Genomic DNA, 19726 nt, shown 5'->3' with positions numbered 1-19726 from the left:
GTTCATTTAAAAATATTTAGATAAAATTTTCTTAGGATTTAACCTATTTTCTTCATTATATTCATCAAAACTAACATTAGCAATTATTTCAATGGTTTGTCCATTCAAATCTTCAATCTTATCTTCAATTGAATAACCATCTTCAACAAGGCTAACAATTTCCTCTTTTTTCATTCCGATTAATTCTTCGGCTAAATTATCAAAGAATGTAACTTGAATTTCACCGGTATCATCTTCAATCCTGGTTGGAATCATAAGAATGTAATCAGGCTCATCAAATACATTACCACAATTATCACAAATATATTCGTCATCAGTTTCTTCAACATTAGCTCTGCAGTTTGGACATTTTTTAAGAATAGTTCTTTGAGTAAAAACTTCTTTAATGGTACCAGTTACACAAACATTTGTGTCATCTTCAGTTAAAGCTTCAATAGGTTTTGAAACATAGATCGCTTCCATTAATTCTTCTTGGGAAGGTAATTTCTCCAATTCGCTTTCACTAGGTTCAAGAATAGCTGTACTTCTATTTACATTTGCTTCTATACGATTATCCATATCTAAAGATAAGCGAGGATTTTGTAATTTAATTGGCTGACCTACTTCAAATTCCTTTTTAGCATCGTCGTCCCAAAGGACAACTTTAAGAGAACCTGTATCGTCAGCAACTTCCATATTTCTAACAAAACCTTCATCCCCATTATCCCTATCGAATTTACGGACTTCATATAATTCAATGATTCTACCAATGACGATAACATCTTGATCATCTTCATCAAGGTCAGAAATCTTCTTATAATCATATAATGTTTTCTCTAAAGTGGATAATTCAGGTATGAACCTAGCGGATGCTTGTTCTTCGGATAATTTAATTACACGGGAAGTAGTTCCGATGTTTAAATCTACACTGTACATTCCAAGTCTGGTTCTTGCATTTTCGATTTGATATGCGTCTCCAACTTTATAATCTTCCTGTGCACGTTCATTCCATAAAGCCAATCTAACTTTGCCTGATTCGTCAGCAAAGAGGACTGAACGGACTATACCAACGGAGCCGTCATCTCTTTGGAACTCGTTAATATCCTCAACTGATAGAATTCTACCTACAACATCAATCTCTATACCATCATCATCAATTGTATAAATCTCGCCAATAGGGGTTGGTCTTAATTCATTTTTTAATGACTCCAATTCATCAAGCTCTTCAATTGGTAGATTTTCCGGGTTAATAGTGATTTGAGTATTAAAATTAGTATTCATTGAATATTGGCTTTGGGTGTACTCATCATATCTTACATCACCGCCGATAATTTTTACAATGTCTCCTTTCTTTATTGGCAGATCTGTATCATCACCCCAGAGTGTAACCCTAATTTCGCCGGTTACATCCCTTACATCAAAATTCCTTAATTTTCCTTCATTGCCATCAGTTTTTCTGGTAAATGTTCTAACATCCTGGAGTCTTGAAACAATACCTATAATTGAAACATCCTTTTGCTCACTTAAATCGGCGATTGGGGTAAACTCCTGTTCAACTTCAGGAACATCAAAATCGCCTTTAATAATTCTACCATCCCAATGAGTTAAGGAAATTTCGCTATTTCCATCTCTGTCAATTCTTTCACGGGCTTGGGCTTGAATTATTTTGACTGTATCTCCGTCTTCTAATTTTAAACTGTCAATCAATTCAACATTTTTATTCCATAAGGTGTATGAGATTTTTCCGGAAGCGTCTTGCAATTCTATTGAAGCAACTTTTCCTTCTTTTCCATTCTTTTCATAGCTTCTGATAGTTGGAATTCTAACAATTCTTGCAATAACATTCACTTTAGTGTCCGGTTTGATATCAGCAATGTCTGTAATTGTCTCTTCATATTCAGGGAATTTAGAAGGATCTTCAGCTAACTGTTTAACAGTTGATCTAGGTCTTAAATTTGCCTCTAATCCGGAAAATCCGTCTTTGATATCGACATTTTTGATTTGAATAATGTTTCCTTCTTTGATATTTTTAAGAAGTTTAATGTTTTGAGTCCAGAATACAGCTCTAATTTCACCGGTGTTGTCTTTTAACTCGACATTGCAAACTTCACCGTTTTGCCCTTTTCGAGTTTTAAATGATCTTGGATTTGAAATTGAAATTACTCTACCGGAAATGGTAACATCTTTGCTTCCTTCTTCAAGTTTGTCGATAGTGTCAACTGCATATTCCGGTTTTTCTGAAACCACTTCAACTTCTTCAGTTATCAATTCGCCGACTACCATGTCAGCAAATCCGGAAGCATTCATGAAAGGATTATCCACTTCCTGACTTTTAAAATCGTTCATTCTGGAAAGGAATTCCTCTTCGGTGATTAAGTCCTTAACCTTATCATACTTTTCCTGTATCTCTTCAGTCATTGTAAATCCTTGTTCTTCTTGATTTACTTCTCCTGCATCATCATCGGATGATATTTCAAAAGGTAGCTCTTCGGTTGCTTCGTTTTCTTTTTGAGGTACTATTGATGAAACATCAATTCCATGATTTTTTAAGACTTCACGAGCACAGTCTAAGTCATCTACAAAATCTAATCCAAAGCTTTCACGAACTTCGTTCATTTCAACTTGGAATTGCTCTTGTGAAATTTGATCTTTAATTTTTTCGTATAATTCTAAAATTTCTTCTTGCATACCAAACCCCTCATAGAAAGTTAATTATTAATTTATAATTGGAATGTATATAAAGTATTAGAGAGAGCATTTGAAAAGTAATCTATATACTACTTAATAAAAAAAATTTATATAAATATTACTTAAGTGCAGATGTGTGAAAATGCGTAAAATAACTAATATGCATTAGGATTTTTCTTGACTGTGGTTTTAATCATTATAGCCAAATCTAAACCCATATGCCAGTTCTCTACGTACTCTATATCATATTCAATACGTTGTGCAATAGATGTGTCTCCACGACATCCATGAATTTGAGCCCAACCGGTCAACCCCGGCTTGACTTGATGCTTGACCATGTATTTTGGAATGGTCTCCTTAAATTGTTCTACAAAATATGGCCTTTCAGGTCTTGGACCAACAACACTCATATCTCCTTTTAAAACATTGAAAAATTGTGGCAACTCATCGATACTAGTTTTTCTAATAAAGTCTCCGACTTTGGTTTTTCTCGGATCGTCCTTTGTTGTCCATTCTGATTTTTCCTCATTCGGATCTTGAACCTTCATACTGCGGAACTTATACATCATGAACGGCTTAGCATTGTGGCCTATTCTTTCCTGCTTGAAGATAATTGGGCCCGGAGAGGTTAATTTGATTGCAATTGCTGTCAAAATCATGACGGGAGATGTTATAATAATAGCTATTATTGAAATTATATAGTCTGAAGTATATTTCAAGAACTTATTAAAATCGTCATCCAACGGAACATAACGGATATTGATGATTGGAATGTCCTCTATCATGTCTACTGACGGCTGTGCCGGGAAGTACCTAATGTAATCCGGAATGATTTCCGCCTTGATTCCAACTCTTTCGCAGCTTTCCACAAGCTCGTCGATACGATAATAATACTTCAAAGGAATTGCCAGAACAACCCTATCATACCTATGCTTATCAAGAATATCATCTATGTCCTTGAAAGCTCCAATTACTCTACTTCCTTCAATTTCCATGCCGATATGTTCTGAACGTCCTAAAAAACCGCTGACGACAAAACCTAAATAAGGATTTTCATGAATTCTTCGCGCAAATGTAAAAGCCAGATCATTATCTCCTACAATTAAAATATGCTTGATGTTCCTGTTATTTATCCTGATTTTCTTTAAACTTTCCCTAATAATCAATCTTTCAATAATTCCAAAGGTTGTTGCAATGATAGCCAATAGGAACATCATTATCCTTGAAAAGTTTGGTTGATTTATGATAAACAGAATAGAAACTAATGTTATAAAAGCTAAAATGTTAACCTTTATAATCTGTGTTGCTTCGGAAAAATTAGTCCTATATGTTCTACGCGGCTTATAAAGCCCAAACGCAAAATACAAAATCAGATAAACAGGCACCACAGCGAATGTGAAAAATATAAGATAACTTTGAAAACCTAAATGAGCTCCAATAGGACCGAAAAATGTCGTTTTAAACCTCAAAAAAAATGAACATATGAATGCTAGAGCAATCACTATAACATCCAGTAATACTAAAGTTATGTTCAATATTCGTTGATTCTCTTTTATCATGACAATTACCAAAAAAACTAGTTTCAATACACTTATTTGTTGTATTACATTAATTAATTTTTCTTTTTAAATAAATTTAAAAATAGCTTTAAAACACATAATAAGGCAATTCCCAAATAAACAACGAAATTGACAATAAATGATGACTCATCAGCATGATGTTTTTTATAATAAATGTACATCGCACGGTAAAATTCATAAATTAATTTAGACTTCTGTTTTTTACTGCTTGCACCCTTCAAATGAGTTATTTTTGACTCTCCATAATAAATTATCTTCCAGCCGGCCTTTTTAATCCTATAACATAGGTCTATGTCTTCACCGTACATGAAAAATGTTTCATCCAAAAATCCAACCTCATCAAGAGCCTTATTCCTAATGAACATGAACGCTCCGGTAAGGCAGTCGATTTCATAAATTTCATCGTCAGGCAGATTATCAAGATTATAGTTGTCATCCTTGCTGTTGGTCGGTATGTGGAACAATCTGAAAAAAGAGTTCTTGACGTTTGGAAAACTTCTCTTGCATGCTTTGTCGAGTTGGCCGTTTTCCAAAAGAACCCTGCAGCCGCATGCTCCGACATCCTGATGCTTTTCCATATAGTTGTAAATATTTTCCAAAGTGTCTTGCCAAACTATGGTATCTGAATTTAAAAGCAAAACATATCTTCCCTTGGCCATTCTCAATGCCTGATTGTTTCCGGCTGCAAAACCATTGTTTTCGCTAGAAGCAATGAAATTTACCCTATCCTTGAAATAATCCTGCAATTTGGATAAACTATCATCACTGGAAGCATTATCCACCACAAAAATTTCATAGCTAAAAGGATAATCATATTCAAAAATGGAATTAACCGTATTTTTAGTTAACTCGTATGTTTGATAATTTACAATTACAACTGAAAGATCCATAAGACTCACTGATTATCTTTTTAAAAATTTAAGAGTGTTAATAATTAATCTGTATTCGATTTTAAAATAATTTATCGTATTTTCAAATTCGAATTTTACCTTGCTGATTTTGCCTCTGGTAGACAACCCTTCCTTCAGGCCATCCAGATAAGTGGAACCGAATCCCTTTTTTACAAAAAACAAATATTTAATTAAGAATCCTAAAAACAGGAAAATGAAATTAACGATTTTAAGAGGAATCGGAAGGTTCTTATAGACAACCCATACATTGTTACGGGCCGCAAGCCTTACCTTGAACTCGTTATGTCTGCTTCCTGAAGTTGCGCTTCCGATATGATAGACAACAGCATCCGGGCATAACAGATTCCTATAGCCATGGATTCTTGATCTTATTGCCAAATCAACATCTTCCATATATGCAAAAAAATTGTCATCAAACAATCCGATTTCATCCAAAACAGATTTTTTATACATTGCCGCCCCAGCACAGCTAGAAAATATGTCTTTGACTTCGGTGTATTCATCTGAACGGTGGTTTTCGCCTGTTTTTTTAGTCCATGCAAGCAAGTTGTATTCATCGCCGGCATCGTCTATCAGTTCCTTATTGTTGTACTGAAGCATTTTGGCCTGCACCGAAAAAATATCATCGCTGGATGTAATCAAGTCTATCAAAGCCTTTATTGAACCTTTTTTAATTTCTGTGTCATTGTTTATTGAAAAAATCAAATCGTTTTGGGATTCTAAAATCCCCTGATTGACTGCCGGTGAAAAGCCGACATTTTCTGAATTTTCTATCAAAACAAGGGGAAAATTAAAGGAGCTGTTTTTAAGATACTGCCTGCTGTTATCGCTGGATCCGTTATCTACGATAATTACCTCTCCGATATATTCGCTGTCTTCATTTAGCGATTCAAGAAAAGTTTTAAGAAATCTTTCCCCATTATAATTTGGCGTTACTACAGAAACCTTCATATCAATCAATTGAATTTTTGAATTTTTTCCACATTTTATAATATATTTTTGGATTTAAAAAGAATAGCTTTATCTTATATGCGAATTTCTTGTCCCCTTCATATTTTGACAATTTTTCAAATAGGTCCAATTCTTTCATTTTGCCGATTACTTCATCAAAATCATAATCGTTATAGAAAAAATAGTTCATGTTTCCGAAAATGGCTTTTGGTATTCTTGAGGTTATTATAAGATTAGATAAATCATTCTGGCCCATGCCTTTATAAAATTCCGCCAGATTTTCAAAAATTCCCACTATTTCAAAACGTTTAAAATCTGATGTCCTTATTGCGGAATCCTCCCTTTGAATATAATAATAAGTCACTTCATTGCTGATGGCTATCCTATCGCCGAAAGCCAATGCCTTAAGTGCAAATTCAGTGTCTTCGCCATAAACTGCATCAGTATTAAACCTAATATTGTTTTCTTTGATAATGCTTGCCTTATACATTAATTGGCAAAAATTAAAAGGTATTTCCATGTTCAATTCCTTTTTGATGAAGTCCTTGCATGAAATTTCACTTCTTGAATAATGATGAGGAGTGGATAGCTTGTCGCCGTCCTTCTTTACAAGCTGTATTAAACTAAAGTCTGTCTTGCCGTTGTAAAGTTCAGACAAATGGTTTCCGGTAATGTAGTCATCGCCGTCGACAAAAACAAGATAGTTTCCTTTAGCCATTTCAATTCCCTTGTTTCGGGCATTGCTTACGCCACCGTTTTCCTGATGAATCACATTGTAATTCAGATTTGATCTGGATAACTTATCGTTTATAATTTCCAGGCTGTTATCGGTTGACCCGTCATCGATGACTATCAGTTCGAAATTCTTAAAATCCTGATAGATGATTGAATCAAGGGTATTTCCTATATATTCCGACAAATTATAAACGGGAACTATAACACTAACATCAATATTATCCATATTACCTACCTTCATTTAAAAGAAAATCTGTTATTCTTTTAGATGATTCACCGTCAATTGCATCAAATTGTGTGCGAACAAAATCCGAAATTTTCCTCTCATCGAATTCATTGTTCTCTATAACATTAATTAGTTCTTCACAAGTATAAACAATTGGTCCCGGAACAGTTTCCTTAAAATCATAATAAAAACCGCGTTCATTTGATAAATAGCTATCCAAGTCATATGTGAAAAATACAATAGGCCTTTTCAAAATCGCATATTCAATCATTATGGATGAATAATCAGTGATTAACATGTCGCTGATCAGCATCAGCTCTTGCTCGCTTTTGAAACTGCTTACATCAATGTATTTGCCTTTTGAGGAAATGTCCCCATCATAGAAATCCCTGATTTTAGGATGCAACCTTAAAGCAAAAACATACTCTTCGCCCAACGCTTCGTTAAAGTCTTCCAAATCAAGATAATCAAATACGTTATTGTATTTCTTCTCATCCCTAAAGGTTGGAGCATAAAGAATGATTTTCTTATCGGGGGAAACATTATATTTTTGACAGAATTCAGATTTAATCCCATCAACATCATGATTTTCAAAATAATAGTCTATTCTTGGAAGGCCTAAAGGTTTGATTTTTGATTTGTCTATCTGAAACGCTTCGGCATATTCATCTTCAACATTTTTGGAAGAGGTTATTAAAAAATCAGTATTGTCACTGGCTTTTGATAACATCTCTCGCTCTTCATCGCTGCATACAGATCCGCCAAATTTTTTGGAAGCTCCCGGAGCATGCCATAATTGAATGACGGATGTTTCATCCTTAAAATTCATGAAGGCAAGTGGGAAAAAGTTATCATTTAAAAATACGAATTTTGAAGTCGCCAGATTTTTAAAATCATTAAATGAAATTTTATCCTTGTAAAAAAAGTTGAATTCGAAATCTCCCCTTCTTTCAAACTCCTTTTTAATATAATCCAGATTGCCCTCAAAGGATTTGTTGGAGTCTATGACAAATGAAACTCTGTTTTTGTTAATTGGGAAAATCTTAAATAGGGAAAATAACATTCCATATATTTTATGCTTTAAAAATGACATGTTAAATCAACGATATTAGTGGAAAAATGCGATTATGCCTGGGATGGATTCGGCCATGGCTTGAAGACCTAAAATGAAAATTGCAAGACCGCCGATGAAACTGATATGTCTGGCATATTTCATTGCAAATCTGGTACCGAATGTTCCAATTAAAAGCCAGCAAATAACAGCTAATAAACTTAAGGAAGCTAGTCCCAATGGATTAACATGGGCATCAACACCCTGAGCAGCAAGAATCAGGTTTTCAATGTTTCCGAAAACTATTAAACCGATGAATTGTTTTAAACTGCCATCCATTTAAACACCCCTTGCTGATTTAATCATTGCTTGAAGACCTAAAACGAAAATTGCAAAACCGCCAATAAAATTAATGAAATCAACGTATTGTATTAACATTTGTGTTGCAAACGTTCCAATAATAAGCCATGCTGAAACACAACAAATACTTGCAATACCTAATTTAATAGGGTTTACTCCTGCTACAACACCTTGAGAAGACAAAACCAAGTTTTCAATATTACCAAAAACAATTAATGCTACAAAAGGTAAATATTGCTCCAACATCAAATCACCATTTCCCCAAATTAAATAATATTATTTAAAGTTACATTATTCAATTTTAAATAAAATAATATATAAAATTATCTTAAATACTAAATTTTCAAAAAAGAGGTATATTTCAAGTGTAAAAGTTACCTGTTCAAATACATCTTTTCATAGTATTCCTGGTATTGGCCGCTTTTAACCTGATTAATCCAATCCTGATTATCCAAATACCATTGAATTGTTTCTTTAATACCATTTTCAAATGAATATTCAGGTTTCCAGCCCAAATCATCTTGAATTTTAGTAGAATCTATTGCATAACGCCTGTCATGACCCAATCTATCGGTTACGAACTCAATCAATGATTCGTCCTTACCCAATTCATCCAATATCAGCTTAACAATTTCAATGTTTTGCTTTTCGTTGTTTCCCCCAATGTTATAGACTTCACCGATTTTGCCTTCCTGCAATACCAAATCAATAGCTGCGCAATGGTCACGGACATGAAGCCAATCCCTAACATTCTTTCCATCACCGTAAAGGGGCAATTTCTTATTTTCCAAAGCATTTGAAATCATTAATGGAATCAGTTTTTCCGGAAACTGGTAAGGTCCATAATTATTTGAACATCGGGTAATGTTGATTGGCAAACCGTAAGTCTCACCAAAAGCACGGGTAATCAAATCTCCGCCAGCTTTTGAAGCGGAATACGGGCTGTTTGGCTGTAATGGGGTATCTTCAGTGAAATATCCATCGCTGCCTAATGTGCCGTAAACTTCATCTGTAGAAATCTGAATGAACTTTTCAATGCCGTTTTCCTTTGCGGCATTAAGCAGAACCTGTGTTCCCAAAACATTGGACTTGATAAATATTTCAGGATCTTCTATGCTTCTGTCGACATGACTTTCGGCGGCAAAATTAATTACATAATCAGATTTCCTGACCAAATCATCTACGGTGTCCTTGTCTCTAATGTCACCTTTTACAAATGAATAGTTATCTTTATTTTCAATATCCCTCAAGTTTTCAAGGTTTCCACAGTAAGTCAATGCGTCAAAATTGATAATTTCAAATTCAGAGTATTTATTTACCATGTACCTAATGAAATTACTTCCTATGAATCCTGCCCCGCCTGTAACCAAAATTTTTGTCATAATAATCACTCATACTTAATTTGAGATTCCTTTAAACTTTTCCACTGCTTATCCTTTTCTGATAGAATTATTTCATCGATACCATCCAATGGCCAATCGATAGCTATGTCTTCGTCATCCCACTTGATTCCGCTTTCATCTTCACCATGGTAAAATTCTGTGCATTTATAAAGAAATTCGGCTTCATCGGACAATACTAAAAATCCGTGAGCGAATTTTGGCGGAATATACAATTGCTTTTTATTTTCATCAGACAGTATAGCTCCAAACCATTTGCCGTAGGTGGAAGAATCGGCCCTCAAGTCAACACCGACATCAAAAACTTCTCCCTTAATGACGCGGACTAATTTTCCTTGGGGATAATTTATTTGAAAATGCAGACCCCTTAAAACTCCTTTACTTGATTTGGATTGATTATCCTGAACAAATGTTAAATCATGTCCGGCATCCTTAAAATCATTCTGCTGGTATGTTTCCATGAAATACCCCCTATTGTCTTCAAAAACTGTAGGCTCCACAAGAAACATGCCTTCAATGCCTGTCTCTATAAATTTAAATTTTCCCATATAATCATCACTTTTTAACTAAATCAAATAAATATTGGCCATAGTCTGTCTTTTTCAATTCTTCGGCTGTTTTCAATAACTGCTCTTCATCAATGTATCCTTTAAGATATGCGATTTCTTCAAGGCATGCAATGTATAGTCCTTGCCTTTTTTGGATTGTTTCAATGAAATTGGCTCCTTCCAAAAGACCTTCATGGGTTCCTGAATCAAGCCAAACCATACCTCTTCCCAAAAGTTCAACTTTTAGTTTTCCTCGCCTGAGATATTCCTCATTGACTGAAGTAATTTCAATTTCCCCTCTTGAAGACGGCTTGATGTTTTTGGCTATTTCGATAACATCATTATCGTAGAAATATAATCCCGGCACGATATAATTTGACTTTGGCTTTTCGGGTTTTTCCTCAATGGACAAAACATTCCACTCCCTGTCAAACTCAACAACACCGAAGTCTTCAGGATTATTGGTGTAGTAACCGAATACCACAGCACCTTCCTGTAAAGTTGTTGCCCTTTCGAGTATTTCTGTGAATCTGTGTCCATGAAATATATTGTCCCCTAAAATCAATGCGACATTGTCATTTCCAATGAACTCTTCACCGACTATAAATGCATCGGCAATACCGTTGGGATTTTCCTGAACCGCATATGAAAATTCAATTCCCAGGCTTGCTCCGTCACCCAGCAAATCCTTATACATTTGCAAGTCACGAGGAGTGGTTATAATTAATATTTCTTTAATTCCTGCAAGCATTAAAACAGAAATAGGATAATAAATCATTGGTTTATCATATAAAGGCAATAACTGTTTTGAAACCGCCTTTGTAATAGGATAAAGACGTGTTCCAGAACCGCCTGCAAGTACTATACCTTTCATAATAATCACTTAATTAATCTATTATTTCTCATAATTAATATAATATTTCAAATTTAAGAAAATCATTTTCACTTGCTGCGTCCTTAAAAGTGTCAATAATATCCTTATCAACCTCTTCTGAATTGATCAATTCGATTTCACAATCCATTTCGGTTAAAATATCATATAGTGCATCTAAATTCTTTCCGTAATATTCCGGGAAATTCAATGCCTTCATCAAATAATCATGCCCATCTTTTTTTATCATTTTGCCATCAAGCTGCATTTTATACCTCTTTAAATGTTTTATAGTGGTCGGATGTGTAGTACACCTTAAAGTCTCCGGTATTGTAAACTATCCTTTCCGCCCCACGGCTGGTTCCGTTTGCATTTATATCACATTCAATATATTTGGATTCACTGCCTGGAAGCGCATGCTGCCTGTTGGTAAATACATCTCCCCCAATGCTTTTTCCGGGCGCATATTTCTTGAGAGGTCCACCATGCCATCCAAGGTTTTGAGCCTCTTTTTTGGTTATATAATTGCTTGGAAGCTTGTGAAACTGCTTAATATAGGCAGAAACTTCATTGACTGTGCAATATTGACCGTCTTCAACTATATTAACGTCACTTGTATCATCACCGGATTTTAAAAAATCAAAAAATCCTGCGCTTACAGCACCAATACCCAACAAGAAAACGACTAATGCAATCAGCAAAACTACTTTTCTATTCATTTTATCAACTCAACATATTCAATTATAGCATCCTTATAATCTCTAAGAGGTTTGAAGCCGTTATCAGTCCAATTCTTATTATTCAGGACAGAATAGCTCGGTCTAGGAGCCGGCCTTGCAAATTCTGAAGCTGTGACGGGAATGACATTGACGTCAACTTCTGCAATTTCAAAAATGTATCTTGCAAACTCGCACCAGGAGCAGCTTCCAGAATTTGTAATATGATAAATACCGTAAAGATCCGTTTCAATCAGTTCTGAAATGGCATTGGCTAAATCAAGCGTATATGTGGGTGTTCCAACCTCATCATAAACAACAGTTATTTCAGAATGACTTTTAGCCAATTCCAACATGGTTCTTGGGAAATTTTTCCCATTGATTCCGTATAGCCATGCGGTTCTTACAATGAAAAACTTATCCATTATTTCCAAAATTGCCTGTTCCCCTTCAAGTTTGCTTTTGCCATAAACGCTGATTGGTCCTTTTTCATCAGTTTCAATCCATGGCATGGTATTTTCGCCATTGAATACATAATCTGAACTGACATGAACCAATGGACAATCGACTTTCTTACAGGCAACCGCCAGATTTTTCACACCTTGGCCATTTACGGCATATGCAATATCCTGGTTATCTTCACAACCGTCAACATCGGTATATGCCGCAGCATTAATAACAATGTCAGGCTTTTCGTTGCAGATGACATCCAATGCCACGTCCTCATCGGTAATATCCAATGTTTTTGAAGTTGTAAGAATCAATTCATGCTTATTTTTCAAGACTTTCTCCAAATCATGCCCCAACATTCCATTAGAACCTGTAATTAAAATCTTCATAAATAACCTCTTAAAACTTTTAATATTAGTTTAAATATATATTATATGTAATATTTAAAAGACGGAGTTAGATATCATGAAAGTATGCATTATTGGTCAGGGCTATATTGGACTTCCGACCGCCGCACTTTTCAGCAGAAACAACTGTGAAGTGGTCGGCGTTGACATTAACGAAAAAATAGTTGACAACTTAAATAAGGGAATAATCCATATTGAAGAGCCTGGAATATCTGATATTATCAAAAACGCTGTTGAAAACAAATTATATACTGCTAGTCTAACTCCCCAAAAAGCCGATGCATTCATAATTACCGTTCCGACTCCATATGTCGTTGAAAACTACAGCTGTGATTTGAGCTATGTAATTACTGCATGCGAATCAATAATACCCTTTTTAGAAAAAGGAAATACGGTTATTGTCGAATCCACAATAGCTCCAATGTCTACTGATGAAGTAATCAAACCTATTTTTGAAAATGCAGGATTTACAATCGGTGAAGACCTATACCTTGCGCACTGCCCGGAAAGAGTTCTTCCAGGAAGGATAATTGAAGAGCTAATCCATAATGACCGCATCATTGGCGGCGTGACACCGGAATGTTCAAAAAAAGCCAGTGAAGTTTACGGACAATTCGTAGAAGGGGAATTGATGTTGACCGAAGCAAAAACCGCTGAATTATCAAAATGTATGGAAAATACCTTCAGGGACGTTAACATTGCCCTTGCAAATGAACTTGCAAAAATCTGTGCTGAAATTGGAGTAAATGCACTTGACGTGATTGAAATGGCAAACAAGCATCCTAGAGTAAATCTTCATTCCCCTGGACCAGGTGTTGGAGGACATTGTCTTGCAATTGACCCTTACTTCATTTATGCAAAAGCTCCGCAGACAGCTAAAATCATCAAGTTATCACGTGACACAAATAATTCAATGCCTGATTTTGTATGTGAATATGTGAGGAAAATTATTTCAAAAGGAAAAATAGCTGTCCTGGGCGTTTCCTACAAAGGAAATACCGGAGACGACAGGGAAAGCCCAGCTTATGAAATAATTGCAAAACTAAGCAGCGATTACGAAATTGACATTCATGACCCGCATATTGAAAATCCTGATTTTGTAAGCTTGGATGAAGCGACTAAAGATGCTGATTTGATTTTGGTTTTATGCGACCATAACGAGTTCAAATCAATGGATTATAATTTAATAAAAGAGAATATGAAAAATCCGATTATATTTGATACAAAAAATATAATAAAAGAAGTTCCAAGCGAAATTAAATTATATAATTACGGGAACTTATATGAATTGAATTAAAAATTTATTGTTTGGTCTTTTTGCACCGGATGACCTCTCCATGCTTTTACGCTAGTCCATTCAGCAGCCGGGTCAGTCCAGAATTTGTCGTTTGCATCTAAACCTAAAGGTAAAAATACTGCACAGCATGAATAAAGACTTCCGGTATTAACATCTTCATCACAAATGTCTATTTGAGGACCTATAAGTCCCATTTTTAACCATCCGTCTTCATTGAAATTATTATCATTACCCAATTGTACTTTGATGACTTTTGTTAAAGCGGATCTGACTTGGGCAGGATTAATGTTTCTTGGTAAAATGTTAAGTAAGGCCGCCTGAGAAAGCAAATGTAAAACACCGCAACGATAGCACAATGATTTACCTAAAAGAGGATAGGTGCCTTCTGGTGAAATTTGTCTTTCGAGTTGAGAAGACAATCTTGAAGACCTCATTAATTGAATATCCAGAAACTCTCCATCCTGAAGTCCATATTTTCTCATTACCGCCAATATGTCATTGAGCATCGGATGGATAATCAAACTGTTGTAATAACCTACATCCATGTCTTCACCATCAGAATAAACCGCATCTCCAAGGTAGTATTCATCTCTAAACTTAGAAACACCATAAACTAAACGCTGTTTATCGCATTCTCCAGTGAATTCTAAAAGTGTTGCTTCAATAATTGCTGTATATAATAGCCAATGATTTTCATAAGGAGCAATTATTCTTGTGTTTTTCAATTCACGAATGATTCTGGCCTGGATGCCCATAGGTAAGTTAAGCCAAATTTCATTTTTAGCTCTAAGCAAACCTTGTGCGAATAAAGCAACATCAACTAAAGATTGTTTTGGTTCTACAACAAAAATGTAGTCATTATTATTAGGATTAACTGAATTAGAAATAGCTTTCAAAGTCAAAAATGCGTATTTTTTACGAATTTGACCTTCTTCAGAATTATCTTCACCAAGTTCCAGCCATGGCGCAATTCCATTAAATACACGTGCAAATGCTCCAAAATATGCGAATTTCTGATCTTGTCCGCTTTGTGACTCAATAGGCATATTTTTCCTAAGGGTGCCCTTTGCAAGATTAGCTATGACCGGGAAAGTTATTTTTTGTAATTTTGAAACCCAATATATCCTATCTTCCCAAACTGAAGGTTTCTCCTCTACTATAGGAGTTTCTTTTTTTCTAAATCTTTTAAAAAATGAGATGCTCATAAAATATATTCTGTTAAACATATTATATAAATATTAAAAAAATTGAGCAACGATTATATATTTTATTGTTCATAAATATTTATCATTAATATAGAGGTCAAAAATATGCCAACAATGTCTGAAAAAATACTAGCTAAAGCTTCAAATAATGAAAATGTAGAAGCTGGAGACATAGTTATTGCAAACATTGACATTGCAATGACACATGATTTAACTGGCCCTCTTTCAGTAGAATCGTTTGAAAAAATTGGAGCTGAAAGGGTTTGGGATTCTTCAAAAATCGTTATCCCCTTTGATCATCAAGTTCCAGCCGACTCTATCGATTCAGCAAAAAACCATATATTAATGAGAAAATTTGTAGAAGAGCAAGGTATTGAGAATTTTTATGACGTTAATGCAGGAGTATGTCATCAAATACTACCTGAATTAGGTCATGTAGTTCCTGGAGATGTTATTGTAGGAGCCGACTCACATACATGTACTCATGGAGCATTAGGAGCATTTTCAACTGGAATAGGCTCTACAGATATGGCCATGGTGTTTGCTGAAGGTAACTTATGGTTAAAAGTGCCTGAAACAAACAGATTTGAAATAACAGGCAAATTAAAAGATAATGTTTATGCAAAAGACGTGATTTTACATATAATAGGTAAAATGGGTGCGGACGGTTCAACATACAAAGCCTGTGAATTTGCAGGTGAAACAATCTCAAACATGAGTGTTTCAGATAGAATGGTTCTATGCAATATGGCAATTGAAATGGGTGGAAAAACCGGACTGGTAGAACCTGATGAAAAAACCATTGAATATGTTGAAGCTCGCTCTAAAAAACCTTATAAAGTTTATAAAACTGATTTGGACTCACCTTCACTAAACATGATTGACATTGACGTTAGCGATTTAGAACCGCAGGTGGCATGCCCTCACAATGTTGACAATGTGAAAGCCGTTAGTGAAGTCGACCAGGAGATTGACCAAGTGTTTATAGGCTCCTGTACCAACGGCAGACTCAGTGACTTAAGAGATGCTGCAAAAATTTTAAAAGGGAAAAAAATAGCCAAAGGCACTAGAATGTTAGTTATTCCTGCATCCAAAGAAATTTATTCAAAAGCATTGGATGAAGGGTTGATTAGAATATTCGTAGATGCCGGAGCGCTAGTATCCGCTCCATGCTGCGGTCCATGTCTTGGAGGGCATACAGGAATAATAGGCCCTGGCGAAACAAGTCTTTCAACTTCAAATAGAAACTTTAAAGGAAGACAAGGAAGCCCTGATGGAAAAGTTTTCTTATCCTCTGCCGCTGTTGCTGCAGCATCAGCAATTAAAGGAAGAATTGTAGCTCCGGAGTGATAATATGAAAGGTACAGCATGGAAATTTGGAAATGACATAGACACAGACATTATTGTGCCAGGAAGATACCTGATTTATACTGATGAAGAAAGATTATCCCAACACTGTATGGAAGGTTTAGACCCTGAATTCAATGAAAAATGCAAAAAAGGAGATTTCATTGTTGCCGGAACCAATTTTGGATGTGGCTCTTCAAGGGAACATGCCCCAATAGCATTAAAGGGTGTTGGCGTTTCAGCGGTAATAGCTGAATCATTTGCAAGAATTTTCTACAGAAACGCTACAAATGTAGGGGTTCCACTTCTAGAAGCTCCAGGAATTAGCAAAATTGTAGAAGATGGAGAAGAGATAACAGTAGACATGGAAAATGCTACCATAACAAATGAAAATGGAGAAAGCATTGAATTTAAAAAATTGCCTCCATTCATGTTAGAGATATTGGAACAAGGTGGTTTAATTGAATACCTCAAAAACAAAAGATAGATATCAAATTGCTGTGGTTCCCGGTGATGGAATAGGTAAAGAAGTAATGGAAGCAGCAATATATGTTTTAGATGCTTTAGACATTGAATTCGATTATGTTTATGCGGAAGCTGGAGACGAATGCCTTGAAAAAAATGGAACTGCACTTCCAAGCGAAACATTGGATCTGATTAGAAATTCAGATGCATGTCTATTCGGTGCAGCGGGTGAAACTGCAGCTGACGTCATTGTTAAAATACGCCAGGAAATGAGAATGTTCGCCAATTTAAGGCCTGTGAAATCCTATCCGAATACAAATCCATTATACGACAATATCGATTTCATGATTGTGCGCGAAAATACAGAAGGATTATATATTGCTGGCGAAGAGAGTTATACTGATGAAGGTGCAGTAGCAAGGCGTATTATCACAAGAGAAGCTGAAGAGCGCATTATCGATTATGCATTTAAATATGCAAAAGAAAACAATAAAAATAAAGTTACAGGCGTTCATAAGGCTAATGTTTTAAAGAAAAGTGACGGTTTGTTTAAAGAAATATTTTACGAAGTTGCAAGCAGATATCCTGATATAGAGGCTGAAGATTTCTATGTGGATGCAACAGCAATGTATCTCATAACACAGCCTGAAAACTTCGATGTTATTGTAACCACAAATCTCTTCGGAGATATTTTATCCGATGAAGGCGCAGGACTCGTTGGAGGACTTGGTTTAATTCCATCCGCCAATATTGGGGAAGATGGAGCGCTTTTTGAACCGGTTCACGGTTCAGCACCAGATATAGCAGGTCAGAATAAGGCCAATCCAATAGCTATGATGCTTTCAGCCATTATGATGCTTAGATATCTTGGTGAAAATGAAGCTGCTGAAAACTTTGAAGCGGCAATTTTAAAAGTATTGAATGACGCTAATAAATTAACTGGTGATTTAGGCGGTTCCGCTACAACTATGGAACTGGCTAGAGAAGTTAAAAATAATCTAAAAAATTAAATGGAGATAAAAAATATGAATTTAAAAAAATTAAGTAGAATGCAATTGGCAGCACTTTTTATCATATTCATTATGGTGGTAAGTGGGGTTGCAGGATTCCTTCTCATAATTTTCAGTAATAGTGGAATGTAAACAAAAAAAGAGGATGATAAAATGGTAAAATACGAAATAGCAGCAGTTGTTGCAGAATTTAATTATGATATAACTCAAATGATGCTAGAATTAGCTAAAGCGGAAGCAAAAAATAGAGACTGTGAAATCACAAAGGTAGTTGCAGTTCCTGGCGTGTTCGATATGCCACTTGTAATTAAAAAATTATTACAAAAAGATGAATATGATGCAATTATCACATTAGGCGCCGTAATTGAAGGTGCAACTGACCACGACCAAATCGTGGCTCAACATGCTTCACGTAAAATTGCTGATTTGGCTTTAGAATATGACACTCCAGTAGCACTCGGTATTACCGGTCCGGGCATGACAAGATTAGATGCTCACAGACGCGTTAAAAACGCAAAAGGTGCTGTTGAAGCTGCAGTAAAAATGTGCGATAGATTAAAAGAAATTTAGATGATTACATGGAAATACTAAAACCTAACGAATTAAGAGAAAAATTCAATGATCCATGGATTGCACCATACGAAAAAGTCTTGACTATGGTAGACGGAGATAAAGTGGAACTCGTCGAATATCATCCATGCATCTCCGGATCTCACTGGCTATTGAATCAATACAGAAATAACTCTGAACTAATCGATTCAGCTTATCGTGACGGGAATAAACATGTTTATTCATGTCATGTTGGTTCAGCACCGCTGGATTTGAAAGCTAGTTTCAATGCTGCAGGAATCGACGAAATCATTGTCGACGGCGATGAAGTCAAAGTAACCCATGCCGGTCTTGCAGGTGCAGGTGTTGGAGCTGGAATGTGCAGAGGAATGGGAAAAGGAGTTAAATATGTTGAACTTATTCAAGTGGGAGGAGGTTCAAAAGCCGGAAAGGCAACTGTAGTGACCCCTAAACTTGAAAAAGTAGTTATCGGTGTTGATGATACCGATATAAAAGATGCTGGAGCTACCTGGACTATGGCACATAATTTAGGTGTTGAACTTGCCAGCGAAGGTTTTGAATACATTGACCATATAATTGTCCAACTATATCCACATAACCCTCACAAAACCCAAAACTGTGTATCAATTGCCCTTACTTTTGCTGTTGAAAGCGAAAACAAAGAAAAACTGATTGAAAGGGTTATTGAAATACTCAAACGCGATACCTTATCCGACAAAACAGCAATAGCTATTTTGGAAGGTTTGGATATCCCTGAAAAATTAAGGGAATATTCAATTGCCACCAAAACCGGAATGATGGATGTCGAAACTGCTGAAAAAGTTGCAGAAGAATTGGATATACCATTGATTGCCGTTACTGGTGAACAAGGAAAAGTTGGCGCATTGGCTGCTTTAGGTCTTTATAATGATGTTGAAGAAGCAGTTAAGGCATATGATAAAAAAAATTAGATATCTGCA

21 protein-coding genes are annotated in these 19726 nt (G+C 35.5%); 6 read left to right on the top strand and 15 right to left on the bottom strand.

The genetic code is table 11. The features are described from left to right. Positions 1–6: 6 nt before the first annotated feature. The 14 genes from TL18_RS00360 to rfbD all read right to left on the bottom strand — a co-directional run bounded on the left by TL18_RS00360 (position 7) and on the right by rfbD (position 12855). Complete coding sequence (locus TL18_RS00360) at positions 7–2667, bottom strand: OB-fold nucleic acid binding domain-containing protein (RefSeq protein WP_231483619.1); 2661 nt, start codon at positions 2665–2667, stop codon at positions 7–9. Between the two features lie 155 nt (positions 2668–2822). Further along, on the bottom strand, positions 2823–4226 hold the full coding sequence (locus tag TL18_RS00355) for an undecaprenyl-phosphate glucose phosphotransferase (protein WP_067039694.1): 1404 nt from the start codon (positions 4224–4226) through the stop codon (positions 2823–2825). Positions 4227–4279: 53 nt separating this feature from the next. Then, positions 4280–5137 carry a glycosyltransferase family 2 protein gene (locus TL18_RS00350; RefSeq protein ID WP_067039691.1) on the bottom strand — a complete coding sequence of 286 codons (858 nt, stop codon included), beginning with the start codon at positions 5135–5137 and terminating at the stop codon, positions 4280–4282. A 12-nt stretch (positions 5138–5149) separates the two neighbouring features. Further along, positions 5150–6109 (bottom strand): glycosyltransferase family 2 protein, encoded by a 960-nt coding sequence (locus tag TL18_RS00345; RefSeq protein WP_067039688.1) that lies wholly within the window; start codon positions 6107–6109, stop codon positions 5150–5152. A gap of 1 nt (position 6110) precedes the next feature. Further along, complete coding sequence (locus TL18_RS00340; protein ID WP_067039685.1) at positions 6111–7070, bottom strand: glycosyltransferase family 2 protein; 960 nt, start codon at positions 7068–7070, stop codon at positions 6111–6113. A 1-nt stretch (position 7071) separates the two neighbouring features. Further along, positions 7072–8163, bottom strand: a complete 1092-nt coding sequence (locus TL18_RS00335) for a CDP-glycerol glycerophosphotransferase family protein (RefSeq protein ID WP_067039682.1) — start codon at positions 8161–8163, stop codon at positions 7072–7074. A gap of 15 nt (positions 8164–8178) precedes the next feature. Then, entirely contained in the window at positions 8179–8460 is a 282-nt protein-coding gene (locus TL18_RS00330; RefSeq protein ID WP_067039679.1) for a hypothetical protein, read from the bottom strand. Continuing rightward, positions 8461–8727: a hypothetical protein gene (locus tag TL18_RS00325; RefSeq protein ID WP_067039677.1), complete on the bottom strand. Its 267-nt coding sequence runs from the start codon at positions 8725–8727 to the stop codon at positions 8461–8463. A 128-nt stretch (positions 8728–8855) separates the two neighbouring features. Then, positions 8856–9863 (bottom strand): dTDP-glucose 4,6-dehydratase, encoded by a 1008-nt coding sequence (rfbB, locus tag TL18_RS00320; protein ID WP_067039674.1) that lies wholly within the window; start codon positions 9861–9863, stop codon positions 8856–8858. A gap of 5 nt (positions 9864–9868) precedes the next feature. After that, complete coding sequence (rfbC, locus tag TL18_RS00315) at positions 9869–10429, bottom strand: dTDP-4-dehydrorhamnose 3,5-epimerase (RefSeq protein WP_067039670.1); 561 nt, start codon at positions 10427–10429, stop codon at positions 9869–9871. A gap of 7 nt (positions 10430–10436) precedes the next feature. Next, positions 10437–11303 carry a glucose-1-phosphate thymidylyltransferase RfbA gene (gene rfbA / locus TL18_RS00310; protein WP_067039667.1) on the bottom strand — a complete coding sequence of 289 codons (867 nt, stop codon included), beginning with the start codon at positions 11301–11303 and terminating at the stop codon, positions 10437–10439. Between the two features lie 34 nt (positions 11304–11337). Continuing rightward, on the bottom strand, positions 11338–11550 hold the full coding sequence (locus TL18_RS00305; protein ID WP_231483618.1) for a barstar family protein: 213 nt from the start codon (positions 11548–11550) through the stop codon (positions 11338–11340). A gap of 19 nt (positions 11551–11569) precedes the next feature. Beyond that, positions 11570–12019 carry a ribonuclease domain-containing protein gene (locus tag TL18_RS00300; RefSeq protein ID WP_067039662.1) on the bottom strand — a complete coding sequence of 150 codons (450 nt, stop codon included), beginning with the start codon at positions 12017–12019 and terminating at the stop codon, positions 11570–11572. After that, positions 12016–12855 (bottom strand): dTDP-4-dehydrorhamnose reductase, encoded by an 840-nt coding sequence (gene rfbD / locus TL18_RS00295; RefSeq protein WP_067039659.1) that lies wholly within the window; start codon positions 12853–12855, stop codon positions 12016–12018. Before rfbD ends, TL18_RS00300 begins: the two co-directional genes overlap by 4 nt. 76 nt (positions 12856–12931) lie before the next feature. Here rfbD and TL18_RS00290 point away from each other — a divergent pair, with 76 nt between their 5' ends. Continuing rightward, positions 12932–14170, top strand: coding sequence for a nucleotide sugar dehydrogenase (locus tag TL18_RS00290; protein WP_067039656.1), 1239 nt, complete (start codon positions 12932–12934; stop codon positions 14168–14170). Here the strand turns inward: TL18_RS00290 and TL18_RS00285 are convergent. Further along, complete coding sequence (locus TL18_RS00285; protein ID WP_369814525.1) at positions 14167–15375, bottom strand: DUF2264 domain-containing protein; 1209 nt, start codon at positions 15373–15375, stop codon at positions 14167–14169. The genes TL18_RS00290 and TL18_RS00285 overlap by 4 nt on opposite strands. Before the next feature lie 105 nt (positions 15376–15480). Between TL18_RS00285 and hacA the strand changes: the two genes are divergently transcribed. From hacA to mmp11, 5 genes are all read left to right on the top strand, one after another. Next, positions 15481–16725 carry a homoaconitase large subunit gene (hacA, locus tag TL18_RS00280; protein ID WP_067039651.1) on the top strand — a complete coding sequence of 415 codons (1245 nt, stop codon included), beginning with the start codon at positions 15481–15483 and terminating at the stop codon, positions 16723–16725. A 4-nt stretch (positions 16726–16729) separates the two neighbouring features. Continuing rightward, positions 16730–17209, top strand: a complete 480-nt coding sequence (locus tag TL18_RS00275; RefSeq protein WP_067039648.1) for a 3-isopropylmalate dehydratase small subunit — start codon at positions 16730–16732, stop codon at positions 17207–17209. Next, positions 17184–18197: an isocitrate/isopropylmalate family dehydrogenase gene (locus tag TL18_RS00270; RefSeq protein ID WP_067039645.1), complete on the top strand. Its 1014-nt coding sequence runs from the start codon at positions 17184–17186 to the stop codon at positions 18195–18197. The genes TL18_RS00275 and TL18_RS00270 overlap by 26 nt, the downstream gene beginning before the upstream one ends. Positions 18198–18350: 153 nt before the next feature. Then, a complete protein-coding gene (gene ribH, locus TL18_RS00265) occupies positions 18351–18767 on the top strand; it encodes a 6,7-dimethyl-8-ribityllumazine synthase (protein ID WP_067039642.1) in 417 nt (138 codons plus the stop codon). A gap of 8 nt (positions 18768–18775) precedes the next feature. Next, a complete protein-coding gene (gene mmp11, locus TL18_RS00260; RefSeq protein WP_067039639.1) occupies positions 18776–19717 on the top strand; it encodes a methanogenesis marker protein 11 in 942 nt (313 codons plus the stop codon). The last annotated feature ends 9 nt before the right edge of the window (positions 19718–19726 follow it).

Source organism: Methanobrevibacter sp. YE315 (genome assembly GCF_001548675.1).
GTDB lineage: Archaea > Methanobacteriota > Methanobacteria > Methanobacteriales > Methanobacteriaceae > Methanocatella.
This window is presented reverse-complemented; position numbering and strand designations above follow the sequence as displayed.

Excerpts from the sequence above, each read along its gene's own strand:
- TL18_RS00360 (WP_231483619.1), bottom strand. The coding sequence starts at position 2,667 with ATGCAAGAAGAAATTTTAGAATTATACGAAAAAATTAAAGATCAAATT.
- TL18_RS00355 (WP_067039694.1), bottom strand. The coding sequence starts at position 4,226 with ATGATAAAAGAGAATCAACGAATATTGAACATAACTTTAGTATTACTG.
- TL18_RS00350 (WP_067039691.1), bottom strand. The coding sequence starts at position 5,137 with ATGGATCTTTCAGTTGTAATTGTAAATTATCAAACATACGAGTTAACT.
- TL18_RS00345 (WP_067039688.1), bottom strand. The coding sequence starts at position 6,109 with ATGAAGGTTTCTGTAGTAACGCCAAATTATAATGGGGAAAGATTTCTT.
- TL18_RS00340 (WP_067039685.1), bottom strand. The coding sequence starts at position 7,070 with ATGGATAATATTGATGTTAGTGTTATAGTTCCCGTTTATAATTTGTCG.
- TL18_RS00335 (WP_067039682.1), bottom strand. The coding sequence starts at position 8,163 with ATGTCATTTTTAAAGCATAAAATATATGGAATGTTATTTTCCCTATTT.
- TL18_RS00330 (WP_067039679.1), bottom strand. The coding sequence starts at position 8,460 with ATGGATGGCAGTTTAAAACAATTCATCGGTTTAATAGTTTTCGGAAAC.
- TL18_RS00325 (WP_067039677.1), bottom strand. The coding sequence starts at position 8,727 with ATGTTGGAGCAATATTTACCTTTTGTAGCATTAATTGTTTTTGGTAAT.
- rfbB (WP_067039674.1), bottom strand. The coding sequence starts at position 9,863 with ATGACAAAAATTTTGGTTACAGGCGGGGCAGGATTCATAGGAAGTAAT.
- rfbC (WP_067039670.1), bottom strand. The coding sequence starts at position 10,429 with ATGGGAAAATTTAAATTTATAGAGACAGGCATTGAAGGCATGTTTCTT.
- rfbA (WP_067039667.1), bottom strand. The coding sequence starts at position 11,303 with ATGAAAGGTATAGTACTTGCAGGCGGTTCTGGAACACGTCTTTATCCT.
- TL18_RS00305 (WP_231483618.1), bottom strand. The coding sequence starts at position 11,550 with ATGATAAAAAAAGATGGGCATGATTATTTGATGAAGGCATTGAATTTC.
- TL18_RS00300 (WP_067039662.1), bottom strand. The coding sequence starts at position 12,019 with ATGAATAGAAAAGTAGTTTTGCTGATTGCATTAGTCGTTTTCTTGTTG.
- rfbD (WP_067039659.1), bottom strand. The coding sequence starts at position 12,855 with ATGAAGATTTTAATTACAGGTTCTAATGGAATGTTGGGGCATGATTTG.
- TL18_RS00290 (WP_067039656.1), top strand. The coding sequence starts at position 12,932 with ATGAAAGTATGCATTATTGGTCAGGGCTATATTGGACTTCCGACCGCC.
- TL18_RS00285 (WP_369814525.1), bottom strand. The coding sequence starts at position 15,375 with ATGAGCATCTCATTTTTTAAAAGATTTAGAAAAAAAGAAACTCCTATA.
- hacA (WP_067039651.1), top strand. The coding sequence starts at position 15,481 with ATGCCAACAATGTCTGAAAAAATACTAGCTAAAGCTTCAAATAATGAA.
- TL18_RS00275 (WP_067039648.1), top strand. The coding sequence starts at position 16,730 with ATGAAAGGTACAGCATGGAAATTTGGAAATGACATAGACACAGACATT.
- ribH (WP_067039642.1), top strand. The coding sequence starts at position 18,351 with ATGGTAAAATACGAAATAGCAGCAGTTGTTGCAGAATTTAATTATGAT.
- mmp11 (WP_067039639.1), top strand. The coding sequence starts at position 18,776 with ATGGAAATACTAAAACCTAACGAATTAAGAGAAAAATTCAATGATCCA.